Source organism: uncultured Virgibacillus sp., assembly GCF_947495635.1.
Taxonomy (GTDB): domain Bacteria; phylum Bacillota; class Bacilli; order Bacillales; family Amphibacillaceae; genus Virgibacillus; species Virgibacillus salarius.
The window spans coordinates 1-15,082 of the sequence record NZ_CANMAB010000009.1; the positions used below are offsets into that span (position 1 = coordinate 1).

General features: G+C 35.9%; 13 protein-coding genes and 1 pseudogene. 9 read left to right on the forward strand and 5 right to left on the reverse strand.

Annotated elements, in window-relative coordinates; translation table 11 throughout:
- Window positions 1-412: 412 nt before the first annotated feature.
- From Q1A47_RS03510 to Q1A47_RS03530, 5 genes are all read left to right on the forward strand, one after another.
- Window positions 413-790: a GntR family transcriptional regulator gene (locus Q1A47_RS03510; protein WP_166529869.1), complete on the forward strand. Its 378-nt coding sequence runs from the start codon at window positions 413-415 to the stop codon at window positions 788-790.
- Entirely contained in the window at window positions 790-1,671 is an 882-nt protein-coding gene (locus Q1A47_RS03515) for an ABC transporter ATP-binding protein (protein ID WP_166529868.1), read from the forward strand. The genes Q1A47_RS03510 and Q1A47_RS03515 overlap by 1 nt, the downstream gene beginning before the upstream one ends.
- On the forward strand, window positions 1,652-2,269 hold the full coding sequence (locus Q1A47_RS03520; RefSeq protein ID WP_166529867.1) for an ABC-2 transporter permease: 618 nt from the start codon (window positions 1,652-1,654) through the stop codon (window positions 2,267-2,269). Before Q1A47_RS03515 ends, Q1A47_RS03520 begins: the two co-directional genes overlap by 20 nt.
- A gap of 356 nt (window positions 2,270-2,625) precedes the next feature.
- Complete coding sequence (locus Q1A47_RS03525; protein ID WP_166529866.1) at window positions 2,626-3,213, forward strand: TetR/AcrR family transcriptional regulator; 588 nt, start codon at window positions 2,626-2,628, stop codon at window positions 3,211-3,213.
- Between the two features lie 146 nt (window positions 3,214-3,359).
- Window positions 3,360-4,841 (forward strand): MFS transporter, encoded by a 1,482-nt coding sequence (locus Q1A47_RS03530; RefSeq protein ID WP_200862564.1) that lies wholly within the window; start codon window positions 3,360-3,362, stop codon window positions 4,839-4,841.
- Between the two features lie 364 nt (window positions 4,842-5,205).
- On the opposite strand, the gene blaI is transcribed toward Q1A47_RS03530, so the two are convergent.
- The 3 genes and pseudogenes from blaI to Q1A47_RS03545 all read right to left on the reverse strand — a co-directional run.
- Window positions 5,206-5,598: a penicillinase repressor BlaI gene (blaI, locus tag Q1A47_RS03535; protein ID WP_026682098.1), complete on the reverse strand. Its 393-nt coding sequence runs from the start codon at window positions 5,596-5,598 to the stop codon at window positions 5,206-5,208.
- A 95-nt stretch (window positions 5,599-5,693) separates the two neighbouring features.
- Window positions 5,694-7,463: a BlaR1 family beta-lactam sensor/signal transducer gene (locus Q1A47_RS03540; protein WP_026682099.1), complete on the reverse strand. Its 1,770-nt coding sequence runs from the start codon at window positions 7,461-7,463 to the stop codon at window positions 5,694-5,696.
- Between the two features lie 336 nt (window positions 7,464-7,799).
- Window positions 7,800-7,940, reverse strand: a pseudogene (locus tag Q1A47_RS03545) (IS110 family transposase); the annotation flags it as partial.
- Between the two features lie 86 nt (window positions 7,941-8,026).
- On the opposite strand from Q1A47_RS03545, the gene Q1A47_RS03550 reads away from it, so the two are divergent.
- The 3 genes from Q1A47_RS03550 (at window position 8,027) to bla (ending at window position 11,422) form a co-directional block, all read left to right on the forward strand.
- A complete protein-coding gene (locus Q1A47_RS03550) occupies window positions 8,027-8,158 on the forward strand; it encodes a hypothetical protein (protein ID WP_255637589.1) in 132 nt (43 codons plus the stop codon).
- A gap of 57 nt (window positions 8,159-8,215) precedes the next feature.
- Window positions 8,216-10,291 (forward strand): penicillin-binding protein 2, encoded by a 2,076-nt coding sequence (locus Q1A47_RS03555; protein WP_026682101.1) that lies wholly within the window; start codon window positions 8,216-8,218, stop codon window positions 10,289-10,291.
- 201 nt (window positions 10,292-10,492) lie between these two features.
- Window positions 10,493-11,422 (forward strand): class A beta-lactamase, encoded by a 930-nt coding sequence (gene bla, locus Q1A47_RS03560; RefSeq protein WP_166529865.1) that lies wholly within the window; start codon window positions 10,493-10,495, stop codon window positions 11,420-11,422.
- A 422-nt stretch (window positions 11,423-11,844) separates the two neighbouring features.
- Here the strand turns inward: bla and Q1A47_RS03565 are convergent, their stop codons facing one another.
- Window positions 11,845-12,723 carry a LysR family transcriptional regulator gene (locus tag Q1A47_RS03565; protein ID WP_026682103.1) on the reverse strand — a complete coding sequence of 293 codons (879 nt, stop codon included), beginning with the start codon at window positions 12,721-12,723 and terminating at the stop codon, window positions 11,845-11,847.
- A 101-nt stretch (window positions 12,724-12,824) separates the two neighbouring features.
- Between Q1A47_RS03565 and Q1A47_RS03570 the strand changes: the two genes are divergently transcribed.
- Entirely contained in the window at window positions 12,825-14,006 is a 1,182-nt protein-coding gene (locus Q1A47_RS03570; protein WP_026682104.1) for an MFS transporter, read from the forward strand.
- A gap of 149 nt (window positions 14,007-14,155) precedes the next feature.
- On the opposite strand, the gene Q1A47_RS03575 is transcribed toward Q1A47_RS03570, so the two are convergent.
- Window positions 14,156-14,911: a metal-binding protein ZinT gene (locus Q1A47_RS03575; protein ID WP_166529864.1), complete on the reverse strand. Its 756-nt coding sequence runs from the start codon at window positions 14,909-14,911 to the stop codon at window positions 14,156-14,158.
- Window positions 14,912-15,082 lie beyond the last annotated feature (171 nt).

Below are 15,082 nucleotides of genomic sequence, written 5' to 3' on the forward strand. Positions count from 1 at the left end.
TGGTCAAGCAAGCAGTAGCTATTATTCCATAATAGCTACTAGAGAAAGCGTAAATCTGAGCATTTAGTGATAAGGACTGAGCGAATTTTGCCCGGTTTTTCTTAGTCTATATTAAAACTGTTTTCGTTTTTTTAATCTTTTAATTTTTATTTTTATTTTCCTTTAATCCGTTCTCGCTTGATTTTCAGCCTCATTATTTGGCTTTTTACGTTTGACGTGTTTGTCTACGATATGCTTCCAGTTATTTTTCACGTTCCATCTATCCATTCATTGTGGTTCTACTATCAATTGCATCCGTTAACTGTAAGATAAAATTTTCTATTTACTCATTAAATAATATTGTAAATCAATTACCTTTTGTGTATTATGTATATAAAGTATATATACAATATATCTAAAAAGAGGTATTTGCATGCAAATTATAATTTCAAATAATGTAAAAGGACCTATTTATGAGCAGATTTATACGCAAATAAAGAAGCATATTTTGACCAATGAATTGCAAGCCGGGCAGTCTTTACCTTCCATGCGTCAATTAGCTAAGGAATTAGACATAAGTGTCATTACAACTAAACGAGCATACGAAGAACTAGAAAAAAATGGTTTTATCTTTTCGATAGTTGGAAAAGGCTCCTTCGTATCTGAGCAAAATAATGAGATGATTCGAGAACGAAAAATGAAAGTGATAGAAGAGCAATTAATGGACGCCATTCAAAATAGTAAAGAAATAGGTCTAGAGTTAACAGAATTAGAAGAACTGCTTAGAATGCTCTTTAAGGAGGAAGCGTAATGGAAAGTGTAATTGAGCTAAATCAGGTAAATAAGTCGTTTAACGGATTTCAACTAAAAGACTTATCTATATCGGTTAAGAAAGGCTTTATTACTGGTTTTATAGGTGGTAATGGGGTTGGTAAATCCACGACAATCAAGTTGATTATGAATTTATTACAACCCGATAGTGGAACTGTTTCCCTTTTCGGCTTGAATTACAAAACACATGAAAAGGAAATAAAACAACGAATCGGCTTTGTGTTCGATGGTAATATCTTTTATGAAAATAGTACATTGGTCGACATGAAGCAAATGATTAGCCCCGCTTATAATAATTGGGATGATTCCATTTTTGATCAGTATGTAGATATGTTTGAGCTGCCACTAAAGAAAAAAATAAAAACATTTTCAAAAGGGATGATGATGAAGGCTTCTTTAACCTTTGCATTATCACACCATGCTGAGCTAATTATTATGGATGAACCAACATCTGGTTTAGATCCAATTTTTCGCCGAGAGCTGCTGGATATTCTTCATAATCTGATGCAGGATGGTGAAAAGACGATATTCTTTTCAACACATATTACGACAGATTTGGATCGGATAGCGGATTATATCACCTTTATTCATAATGGACAGCATCAATTTACAAAAGCGTATTACAAAATCGAAGAAAACTATGCAATTGTGAAAGGTGAGACAAACCTATTAGATCGGGATACAGAACAGGAATTTCTAGGGATTCGCAAGACAAATTATGGCTTTGAGGCATTGACGTCGAATAGACAACGTACAGAAAATATTTTTGGCGATACGGTTGTTATCGAAAAGCCGACACTTGAAGATATTATGCTATATACAAAGAAGGGAAAAGAAAGTTATGCTAAATCTTATTCGTAAAGATATTTTATTACAGAAAAATGAATTCTTAATTCTATTACCTGCCTTATTTATCTATTTATTTTTTGGTACCTCTATTACCTCTATTACATGGATAAGTATTGTATTTTGTATTGGAATTATTATGGTTGTTTTTTCAAAGGACGAAAAATCGTCAATAAATTTACTGTTGAACGCTTTGCCGTATACACGAAATGAAATAGTTAGTTCGAAATATATTGGTGCCATTATATGGATGGCTTTCGTTCTCCTAACTATTTCTGTTGGAAATTGGATTATGCATAGCGAAATGGTGCAATGGAAGCAATTGCTTTTGATTACAAGTATTGTCGTCATCTTTATTTCATTTGCTTTTCCTTTCTGTTATCTTTTTAAAAGTCGTTATTTAATGAATGCGTCCATTGTTTTGTTTTGTCTTTATCTTGTTATCGTTAATACATTTATCGTAGATTTGAATGATCGAATTAGAAATATCGTGCATACAATCTTGTCATTAGAAAATACGCAGCTGTATTTATTCGTGACCTTATCAGTCGTTCTGCTTTACGTTATCTCATGGATACTTTCTATTCGTATTTATAGAAGAAAAGTATTTTAATGGTGTTGAAAAAGGGGTGTTTAACTTGTTTTCAACAGAACTTTAATCTTCCATACTGTAAGTCAGTTAACGGTGATAATGGAGTAACAAAAGAGTAGTATGTCATTTCAGGTTTTTAATACCCTACGAACAGTGCAAAAAAGGAGTGAATTCAATTTGGGCTCACTCCTTTTTCTAATCAATAGATTTCCATTTCCCTGTTTTATCCCGCATATAACTGACAGTAAGACCCTCACTGATTGAAAGCTTACTTTATTTACTCATAATGAAAACTTGACAAATAGCTTATGATGCATTAGGATAAGAAAAAAATAATGTTAGTTGTTAATAACTATCACGAGAGGAGTAGTTGTTAGTTGAATGAAAAAACTAAAAGTACCGCAGATAGAATCCTATCAGCGACAATCCAATTAATGTCTGAAAAAGGGTATAAAGCCGTAACGATTAAAGAAATTGCAGCAAATGCGGGTATGAGTGAAATGACTGTTTTTCGAACCTTTGGAACAAAAAAAGCAATATTAGAAGCCATAATCGATAACTACCTATACACAGGGCCTATAGAACAACAGATCCAAAAAAATATCACATTTAATTTAGAAGAGGATCTACTAATGATAAGTATGTTGTATCATGAACTATTGGCAAAAAATAGACAAATTTTCTTAATTTCCATTATGGAACGTAAAACAATGCCCGATATTCATGTGAATGTCCACAAGAATGCAGCTAAATTTCTAAAAGTAGTTATCGACTACTTAAAAGTGATGCAGGAAAAGGGCAAGGTAGTTGATGGAGACCCAGAAATTCAAGCGTTAACATTAATGCAATTTAACTATGGGAAGTTTGTTGCTGAAACACTACTGGAGGGCTCGTCCTCTACATTACCACAGGAGGATTATCTTCGAGAGGCGATAACTATAATTGCTAAGGGATTAAAGCCTTAATTTTTTTTACGATTCATTGTTAGTTATCACTATCTAACATTGAAGTGTTTTCGTTTCTCTCCCTCATTACTTAAACTTAATGTTAGTTGCTAATAACTAACTAACAATGTTTAACATAAATTAAATATATATAAGGAGTGTGTTGAATGAAAAGAATGGAAGATAAAGTTATTTCGGAGATTAGTGGGCAGCGCCGTTCATATCCTACTGTCACGCTCATCGTTGTTCTTGCTGGAGTGCTTGTCATAGCAATGTCAATTGCTGGAACAGCAGTAGCAGTTCCACAAATAGGTGTTGATTTGAGCGTATCCGGTGCCCCTTTGCACTGGGTGGTTGCAGCTTACAATCTAACATTTGCTGCTTTTACGCTAGTATTTGGATCGCTGGCGGATTTATTCGGCCGTCGGCGTACATTTATCATTGGATCGGCTCTTTTTGTCATTGGATCGCTTATTAGCGCAATCTCGAATAATATTTTTCTGATGGACGCTGCTCGTGCACTAGCTGGCATCGGTGGTGCAGGAGTGATGGCAAGTGGTGGTGCAATCCTTGCCACTACATTCAATGGTCCAGCTCGTATGAGAGCATTCGCTGCGTTAGGAACGATGGCAGGTGTAGGTATTGCCATTGGTCCATTTTTGTCTGGTTGGTTAGTTGGCGAGTTTGGGTGGCGTTCCATCTTTCTTATTTATTTAGCCATTGGCGTACTGATTCTGATTGGTACTTTGTTCATATCTGAGTCGCGAGGAGCTCAGAGCGTCAAAGTAGATTGGCCAGGGATGCTTACTTTTATCGTAGGGTTCACGCTAATAATGTTTGGCATCATGCAAGGGCCAGAGATTGGGTGGGGAAGCCCGGTAATTCTTACAGTGTTTGTGGTTGGAATAATATTACTTTCAATTTTCGTTTTCGTTGAGCGACGAAGTACACATCCTGTTCTTAACTTAAAGCTGATTAAAAATACAAGATTTATGGCTTGGTGTATTAGTACACTTATAACATCAGTTGGTTTTCTCGGTGTACTGGTCTTCCTTCCAGTCTACTTACAAGGGGTGAATCAGATCTCTGCTGAAGAGGTTGGTGTTATTATGCTGATACTAACGGCACCAGTATTAGTGATTCCCCAGCTTGGTGGCTGGTTAGTAAATCGGGGCGTTTCCACTCCGGCTCTTATTGGGCTAAGCCTTTTGTTAATAGCTGCTGGTAATGCCTGGTTAACGGTGATTCATCCAGGTGTAAGTACAAGTGATTTATTTGGTCCCTTGCTAATGATTGGAGTCGGAATGGGAATTTCATTTGGTATTACCGATGGCCAGGCTATGAGCCTCGTAGACCAAGAGCAAGTTGGAATGGCGGCAGGTTTCCTTAATACTATTCGAGGTGGTTCTGAAGCATTAGTTATTGCTGTGTTTGGTGCAGTATTAGTCACATTGCTTCAGGTACGGGTGAAATCAGCTGAGCTTGCAGAGCAAGTAGCAGCAGGGGTTATTACTAGTTCAGACTCAGGATTTCTCTCTGAACAGTTCACCGAAGCATGGCAAGTTACACTATGGGGCGTAGCTGCAATTTGTGCTACGATGGCAGTTGTCGTTTATGTAATGCTTGTAGTGCCTAAGCGCTATTCATAGGAATAGTAGTTATTCAAGATTTTAGTATACAAACTTGTAAATGATAAATCTAAAGGAATTTAACTATCGAGTCAATAAAATGTCGAAGATCTATAAATGTTACTATTTAATTTCCACTATAGGCGGAGGCTTTTCACATACTGCCTAAAAGCCTCCTTGTCACTTCTTACCTAGTCATGCTCTCCTGCGTATTTGGTTCCCATTTATAGTAACATTACAAAACTAATGTACTTCATTGTATGTTACAGTGATGATATTTGGTTTACTAAGAACGGTGGAATAAATAAATTAGCTACGGTTATACAAAAACTCTAAAAAATGTACGATTTGACTTATACCTATTTTTTAATAGTTTTCATGTACGTCATTCATTTTTCTTTTTTGTAGGCTTTTCATCCAGAATGGACCTTAACTCCTTAATATCATCTTCTGATAAAGAATCTTCCTGGATAAACTGTACTAGCATTGATTTTAATGTTCCACCATAAATTCGCTGAATAAAGGACTTTGCCTCTGCATGTTGACAATCATCCTGGGTGTAAAGCGGAAAAAAGGTGTATACTCTTTGGTTTTTATTTACTCCGACAACCTTTTTATGAGCAAGACGATCCAAAAGTGTGCGTACTGTTTTCGCCTTCCAGTCCTTCTGTTCCTGCAAGGATGAAATGACTTCGTTGGCTGTCTGTGGGGACTTTTCCCAAAGCACATTCATGACTTCCCATTCTGCTTCCGATATACTAGGTACTTTATTTGTCACACTAATCTCCTCCTGCTTAAAATGCGCCCGTTTAATGTACAAAAATTTTTAGTATGTGTATACTAGGCTTTTTCAATTAGCATTAACCTTAAAAGCTAATATATATCCTTATCTCTTAAAATGGATAATGTTATTTCAGCTGCCTTACTTCCGTAGGAGCTTGCTTCATTTTGTATGTTCGTTGCAAAGAAGAAAGTATCCGCTTCGGTCTCGACATATCCTATGAACCAACCACTAATATTTTTGCCATTGACACTACCTGTGCCAGTTTTTCCTGAGAGTATCATACCATCTTTTTCCTCTAATTTAATTGCATCTTTTACCGTTTGGATATTCTTATCTTTAAATCCATATTTGTTTGTATAAAAGTCTTTCAGTGCATTTACTTGTTCGATTGGAGATACTTTCAAGGAAGACTCCAGCCAATAGTTGGATAATCCAGCAGAAATATCTTTATTACCATAGTTTATTGTCTTTAGATAAGCTTGGATGTTGTCTTTAGAAACATGTTGATCCAATCTTTGAAAATACCAAGAAACAGAATTTTTCATTGCTGTAGTTAAATTTTGATCCTGATTCCAAGAATCATATGGATATTGCATCCCATTCCACTTTAACGTGGAATTTTCGTTTGTTATGACATTTGATTCTAGTCCAAATAATGCGCTATAAATCTTATACGTAGAATTAGGAGAAACTCTTAATGTGCTTTTCTCTTCATTATAAATACGATATGTCTCATCTTGTATACTATATAATACAAAGCTTCCTTCATAACCCACAAAATAGTTGCTTAAATCCTCGTAGATTGTTCGTTCATGCTTAAATTTATGATGATTATCTTCAGCTGTCGTAGCAGAAATGATCGGAATTTGACTCGTTACAAATAACCCTACAAGCATAAAGATAGCTAGACTTTTCAGCTTCAACAGCTTTGATTCGGTTGTATACGATGCAATACTTTCAATACGCCTTTTAATCTGCCTTTTTGACCCGTTTAGCTGATTTGTCAAAATAAAATGCTCTCTGCTCTGGGAGTTTTTATCAACAAAATTAATAATTGTATTTCCATAGACCCTATATTTCTGCTTATCTAATAACTTCAATACAGCAATATCGCAGGCAATTTCACGATCTAATCTCATTTCTTTAAAAGCAAACCAAACGAATGGATTAAACCAGTAAACAATTTGATACATGACAACAAGGTAATTTATTGCAATATCTTTATATTTATAATGATTCAGTTCATGTAGCAAAATGTATTTAATTTCCTCCATCGATAGCCATTTTTCAAAATGGCTTGGCAATACAATATAAGTTTTAAATAGACCAAATGTCATAGGGGATTTGACAAGCGGGGATATTCCTATATTTATTTGTTTTGTTACATTTAACCGTTGTTTACATTGTTCAAACAAACTTAGAATTTCATTATTCCCAATGCTATACGTAGCGCGCTTTATTTTTTTAAGTTTTAACCACGAATGGATTGTTAGCGCAGTGAAAAGCAGCATGCCTAGTATCCAAATTACGACTAGTATTTCATTTAGGGCTGTAAGATCCATTCGATTAACAGAGACTGAAAAGTCCTGCATCCAGTTTACCTCCGCTTGAGGTTCTTCAGCCAAAGTTGTAGATGATGGTGTTTGATTTGCTTGCTTACCATCCATCGACAAATAGTTTCCAACATGAAGGTAATGAGTTGGTATGAAAGGAAGCGTCAACGCAAATAGCAATAAAAACCATAAATGATATCTCCATTTGGCGGAGAGTTGGTTTTTAAACAATTTTCTAATTAACGTAATAACTACAACAGTAAAAGAAGACACCATAAAACTTATCATAAAGTGGATAAAATCCATGCTATTCTCTCCAATTCTTGACCATCTTAACTTTCGTAGCAATGATTACTAAAAGATAGAATCACATAATGAATATATAAAAATAGTAGCACTTCATGATTGGTTAAGCAATCTACCAAATTTATGTAAACAGTGCAATTACAAGAAGTAAACGTACAACCTATATAGTAGATCGCCCCTTCTAGATGATTGTCACAACCATATTTCAAGGGATCTTGTTTAATGATCTTTGTCCATTTGACAAAAATAGATTACGACTGTAGTATTAGACTACGGTTGTAATCTGTATGTAGTTACTTAGGTGAGAGATTGTACAAGAAGAATCTAAGCAAGCTAAGTAAAGACAAGAGCTCTTTTGTGTTGATGCTTCGGTACTTCTTCATACTTTTTCCCATAATATTCGCTATACTCAGGAATCAGCCTTCTTACCGAGTTAGCGACTTCAACTAGATAATATCGGAGATACTGATTTCCATTCGTCTTGAGACCCCACAGCGAACGTTTTTTGTGAGCAAAAGGCTCAAGCCATGCCCACGGAAAGCGCCCGTCAGGAATGAAAAGCAATGAAATGGTTTGGGAAGGATATCAGCAAAATGGACACAAAAAATCCTAAATTGCTTTTAGTAATGATGATTAAAGATGTCAAGCAGAGAGGAGGCACGGCTATGTTATCCCAAAATGGAGAAAATCCTTAAATCGCTTCAATAGGTGCCTATTAATAGAGTGATTTTTAAAGGGAGTTTGTTGAAACAATGGAAAAAAGAGATAAAAGAAAACATCCGTTTACCTTACGAGTTAGCATTTTATTTCTTCTTATATTCTTCTTATTTACAATATTAATTTTTCGGCTTGGGGTTGTACAAATTTTAAATGGAGACAGCTTCCAAGCAGAAATAGACCGAACAACTCAAGATACGACGAAAATGCCGGTACCACGTGGGAGAATATATGATCGTTACCATCGCGTTATTGTAGATAATCAACCACTATATGCGATCACTTATATGCCGGCAAAAGGGGTACAAGCACAAGAAAGATTAGAGGTCGCGGAAAAATTATCAACCTTTATTTCGATGTATCATGGCAAAAATAAGCAAGCTCAATTAGATACGCTAACCTTACGAGATAAAAAAGAATACTGGTATTTAAAGCATATAGATGAAGCAAAAAAACGATTAATGGAAAAAGAAGTAGCTAGCATGGACCCATCAGAACAATATAGTACGATTTTGAAGAGAATAAATAAAGAGGAAGTTAACGACATAACAGAAGAACAGTTAAACATTATCCTTATAAAAAAAGAATTAGATAAGGCGATGACCTTAACACCACACATTGTAAAGAATGAGGGGGTAACACCAAGTGAATTTGCCAAGGTTTCGGAACATTTACATGAGTTACCTGGAATTAATGCAACGACAGATTGGAAACGAGCATATCCTTATGGTGATACGATTAAAAAATTGTTAGGGTCCATTACATCTCATAAAGAAGGGATTTTAAAGGATAAAAAAGACTTTTATTTGACACGTGGCTATAGTCCGAATGACAGAGTTGGAAAAAGCGGATTAGAAGAGCAGTATGAGGCTGTTCTAAGAGGAAGAAAGGAGCAGATGAAGTATACGATCAATAAAAGGGGGGAAATAGTTGATTCCAATATTGTGGTTGAAGGTCAGCAAGGGAAGGATTTAGTTTTAACGATCGACATAGCACTCCAGGAAAAAGTTGATCAGATTGTACGTGATGAATTGAAAGCAATTATTAAAAAATATCCATATGAAAATCGTCATATGGAAGACGCGCTAGCCGTTGTTTTAAATCCAAAAACCGGTGAGTTGCTTGCCGTTTCTGGACAGCATTATGATCGCAAGCAAAATGCATTTCGTAATACTGCGTACAAAGCATTGTATGATCAACATATACCAGGTTCTGCTGTGAAAGGGGCAACAGTATTAGCCGGTTATCAATCGGCTGTAATAGCTCCGGGAGATACGTTTTATGATAAACCATTAAAAATTAAAGGAACACCAGAAAAAAGTTCGTATACTGATTCAAGCCTTGGCTTGCTTAATGATCAGGATGCTTTAAAAAGATCATCTAACGTGTATATGTTTTACATCGCCTTACGTATGGGTGGAGAATATCATTATCAGTATAATCAACCTGTTACATTTCAAAAAGAGGCGTTTCAAGAAATGCGGAATTATTTTTCTCAATTTGGACTTGGTGTACAGACTGGAGTTGACTATCCTTATGAGGGTACAGGATATAAAGGTCCTAATCCCGTAGCAGGTAATCTCCTGGACTTTGCTATTGGACAGTATGATACATACACCACTATGCAATTAGCTCAATATGTTTCTACGATTGCAAATGATGGATTACGTGTTCGGCCTCATTTTTTGAAAGAAATTCGGCTCCCTAATCCTTCTGAAAAACAGCTCGGTTCTTTGTTTAAGAGCGTAAATACAGATGTACTGAATCGGGTTGAAATGAGTCAAAGTCAGATTAAACGTGTCCAAGAGGGCTTTCGACGTGTATATCAGGAGCCCGGTGGAACCGCATATCGCGAATTTGGTGATAAATCGTATAATCCTGCAGGAAAAACAGGAACAGCAGAAAATGAGATTAATGGCAATTATACGGAGAATCTCACTCTCATCGGATATGCACCATTTGATCATCCAGAGGTAGCTTTTGCAATTGTCGTACCACACACTGGTAAAGGCGAACATGTAAACAATAAAATAGGCGAACGAATAATGGATGCTTATTTTGAATTGAAAGAAGAACGTCGTGAACCAAAAGATAAAGAACAAACCGAATAAATGTCGATATGCTTTTGCATTAGCTAATAGTTACCCAATTATATATACACGCTTTTGCTACGATAGGTAATACTAAGACCCATATGTTGCATCTAATAATCTTGCCAATCACCTTCATGTCACGCTGTGAACGATGTAGGAGTAATCGACGAGAAGGAGTTATTAGGAATAAAAAACATATAGAAAGAAGGAAGATTTTTCATGAAAGTATGTACGCAGCTTTGCCGATCAAATAAATATAAGTGGACAGGAATTTTATTACTGTTAGCATTTATTGCTTTAGTAGGTTGCTCGAAAAATGAGGTAAGTAATCATAGTAACCAAAAGAAGCAAGAAACTGACATCAAGGCCACTTTTAGCAAACTTGAGAAAGAATTTGATGCCAGACTTGGTGTGTTTGCTCTAGATACTGGAACAAATAAAACGATAGCTTATCGCTCAGAAGAACGTTTTGCATATGCTTCAACGCATAAAGCCTTAGCGGTGGGAGCGCTGTTACAACAAAAATCAATGGAAGATTTAGAACAAAGAATTACCTATACTAAAGATGACCTTGTAAATTATAACCCAATCACAGAAAAGCATGTGGATACAGGGATGACGCTAAAGGAGCTATCCGATGCTTCTATTCGTTTTAGTGATAATACAGCAGCTAATCTTATATTCAATCAAATAGGTGGCCCTAGTGGATTGAAAGATACACTGAGGGGTTTAGGGGATGAGGTTACTAATCCCCAGCGAAAGGAACCAGCATTAAATGAATTTACACCAGGAGAAACAGCTGATACTAGCACACCAAAGGCACTTGTTACTAGCCTCCAAGCTTTCACACTTGGAGATGTACTTCCAGAGGAAAAACGAACGATATTAGTAGATTGGCTTAAGCGAAATACGACGGGAGATAATTTGATTCGTGCAGGTGTTCCAAGTAATTGGGAGGTTGCAGATAAAACGGGAGCTGCTTCATATGGTACGCGAAACGATATTGCTATCATTTGGCCAACAAAAGTTGATCCGATTGTTCTTGCCATACTTTCTGATCGGGATAAAGAGGATGCTGATTATAATGATAAGCTTATTGCACAGGCAACAAAGAAAGTAATAGAACTTCTCTATTTAGATAAAGAGTAGGTTGGAGCAATCTAAATATAACAGTAAATTTCTTTTAGACTAGAATCGGGACGTACTATTCGTATGTCTTCTCGATTCTTTTTTTGTTAGGTATGTTATAGTTTTATATTTCTTTATTTACGTATTAGAGATTTAAGCGTTGCATATAAAGGTAGTGAAAGATCTAATACTTGGTTATATCGCCTTGTGCCTATGAACAAGGGAAACGCTAAATCTTTGATCACGAACTACTTATGATAGGTATCCCATTTACCCCACATATAACTAGCAGTAAGCCCCTGACTTCAAGCAAAAAAGTGAACCCAATATTGGTAAGAGGGGGTTCGACTGCTAGCAAATGTCCGATTGATTCAATGGTCTTTAGGTCATTACTACCAATCAATGGGGATAAACAATCCTCCACGGATGGAAGTTTCACTTTATTATTTAGGTTGATCGAAAGTATGTTTAGCAACCTTAAGAAACTCTTTTACAGCGGGAGATGCATTTGAAATTGAACTGCAAGCTAGTGCAACTTCACGCCAATTAATAATATTTAATTTACCTATTTTAATAGTTTGCTGTGTTTTTAGAAATAGCGCTGGACCGATTGTAACTCCGAGCCCTTCCTGTACCATATTGGCTATTGTATTACAGTCATGTACTTCGAAGCGGATAACAGGTTTAACATTTGCTTGCTTAAACAACGCTTCTACATGTGCTTGGTACATACCTGTTGGCATGATAAAAGGTTCATCTTGTAAATCTTGCATATTTACCGTTTGTTTGTTAAAAAACTTATGTTCTGGATGAAAAGCGATAACCATTTCATCTTTTATTAGAGGTACAAGATCAAAGTCTGAGGTCGATCTATCCTCCACAACAAACCCTATGTCTATAATTCCTGAATTCAGCCATTCGGTAATTTCTTCGTATGTCCCCTCATAAAATCTAAATTCTATTTTAGGATGCTTTTTTTGAAATTTTGCAAGTATTTTTGGTAATAAACAAGAAGAGGCGCTCGAAAAAGTACCAATATGAATCGTGCCTATTTCTAGATTAGTTGCTAGAGCTACTTCCTGGTTTATTTTTTCCATATTATTTAGCACTTCTCTCATATGAGGAAGGATTTTTTGCCCCACTTCTGTAAGTGCTATCCCTTTTCGGCGATCACGAATTAATAAGGTCACACCCCATTCTGATTCCAGACTGGCAATAGCATGACTTACAGCTGATTGGGTCATATTTAACCTTTCCGCGGCTTTGGTAAAACTCCCCACCTCCATCACTTTCGTTATAATTTCAAAGCGAATAAGACTCATGAGTTATTACTCATCTCCTTCATTAAAAATATCAATTTTACTTATGTTATCACAGGGCATAAAATGAGAACAAGTCTTGAAGTGATAAGGAGCTGTAGAAATTGAATAAAAAACTAAATTTAAATATATTTTTACTTGCTTTAGGAGCATTTGTTACAGGTACTGCAGAGTTTGTTGTTTCTGGAATTTTAGAAATTATTTCTGTTGATTTAGATATAACCATTGCATTAGCAGGTCAATTGATAACCGTATATTCTTTGTCTTATGCTATAGGAGCACTCGTCTTGGTTATGTTAACTGCAACATTTGAACGAAAAAAAGTATTATTATATTCCATCTTTACATTTATCTTAGGAAATATAATTGCATGTTTTAGTTATGACTACGCTTTACTTATGATATCACGAGTTATTATGGCTATGAGTGGTGGATTGTATATTGTAGTTGCAACGAATTATGCTGCTCAAATTTCTACGCCTGAAAAAAGAGGTGGTGCCATAGCAACTGTTATCACGGGCTTTACCGTTTCGTTAGTACTTGGAGTTCCAATAGGAACATATTTAGCAGCTTATGTAGATTGGCGGTATATCTTTCTAATTATTGCCTTCATCACGGTCCTTATTTTATATTTCCTTTACAAAAGATTACCTTGGATTAAAGGGAATACGCCACTCCCTTTTAAGCAACAAATACAGATAATCAAGGATAAGCGACTATTTACAGGGTTACTAACTACCGTATTTTGGATTCTCGGATATACAATGGTGTTTGCATATATTTCGCCGTTATTAGGTACAACTGCTGGATTATCTATAGAGATGATTAGTGTCGTATTATTCGTTTTAGGTACGTTTGCTTTTATTGGCTCTCGATTTGGGGGGTATGCAGTAGATAAATGGGGTCCAAATCGAACGATATCAATTAGTTTATTCATTCACGCAATGGCTTTATTTTCTTTAACGTTTACAACGCAGTCAACAATAGGCGTTTTTATTACCGTAATGGTTTGGGGAGCAGCTACTTGGACAACAACACCTGCGAAGCAATTTTACCTTATTACATTGAAGCCGGATTCGTCTGAAACGATACTAAGCTTTAATACAGCATTGATGAATGTTGGGATGACTCTTGGGGCTGCTTTCGGAGGTATAATCATACAGTATATTTCCATTTTATATTTAAGTTGGATTAGTGGTTTATTTGTAGTTCTAGCTTTAATTTTCATTACATGTTCGTTTCACTTAAATAAAATAAAATCAACGAATGTACACATAGACAACTAGCACAGTAATGAAAAAGGGGTAATCGGATTATTGGATGGAAAGAGGTTAAGAGCTGGCTCTATCCTCGCAATTTTCCGAATACCCTAGTTATCAACTGCTACGACTATCATATTCTAATACATAATTTACATATGTCTAACCATGATTGGTTAATGTGCCATCATTTCATGGGCAATATCGTGACCATCCATTTCTGATGGATAGTAGGTTGGCCAGTTGTTGACTTCTTCCAGTAAATCTTCACGGCTGTCACCACAATATAGGTGGTAATGCCCAGCTTCGTTTGGATAGATACTATGATCACTGAATTGAATATACTGAGGAAGCTCTTCAGTTTCTTCAACTAGTTTAAATATGTATCTTACTCCCCTATTTCCCGCGTCATATGTTAGGATTTCGTACCCATCATAGGTATATTCACCTGTATATTTATCGCCATTTTTGAAGAACGTTACCATATCCCCTTGAATTAGGATACGATCAACATCCGTTTGATAGCCTTTATTATAATATTTCTTATACGCTTCAGCTGTCTTATCACCTTCATTTTCAGCCTTATAAACGAATACCTCATCAAGCGTCCCATCTTGTAAATATGGATATACAGATTGCCAGTCACCTTCCCAATCTGAGAGTGAACGATCTTTCACTTGACTGTCTTCAAAATACCCTTCGTAAATTTGTTTTGTTTCTTCATCAAGTGCATGACTGTGGTCGTGATCATGGTCGTGATTATGATCATGCTCATTTGTATTATCAGTTGTTTGCTCTTGCTGTTTAGAAGTGTTGCCGGATGATGATTTTTCATTATCTTCCTTAGATGAGCCTGAATTTTGACACCCTGCTAATACTAGTAACGAACTAATGGTTACTATGCTAAACCATTTTATAAATGAAATACGCATAAATACTCCTCCTCATAAATCGTAATGATTACGATTTAGATTATACATATATGGAGTGCGAACGTCAAGACAAAATGTATCCATCCTTACTGAATGAAAATCTACTTTGCATAGGATAGGTGCCATGTCATCTTCATAGTCTTTCTTTTAGAAAGGGTTTTTGGATATGAG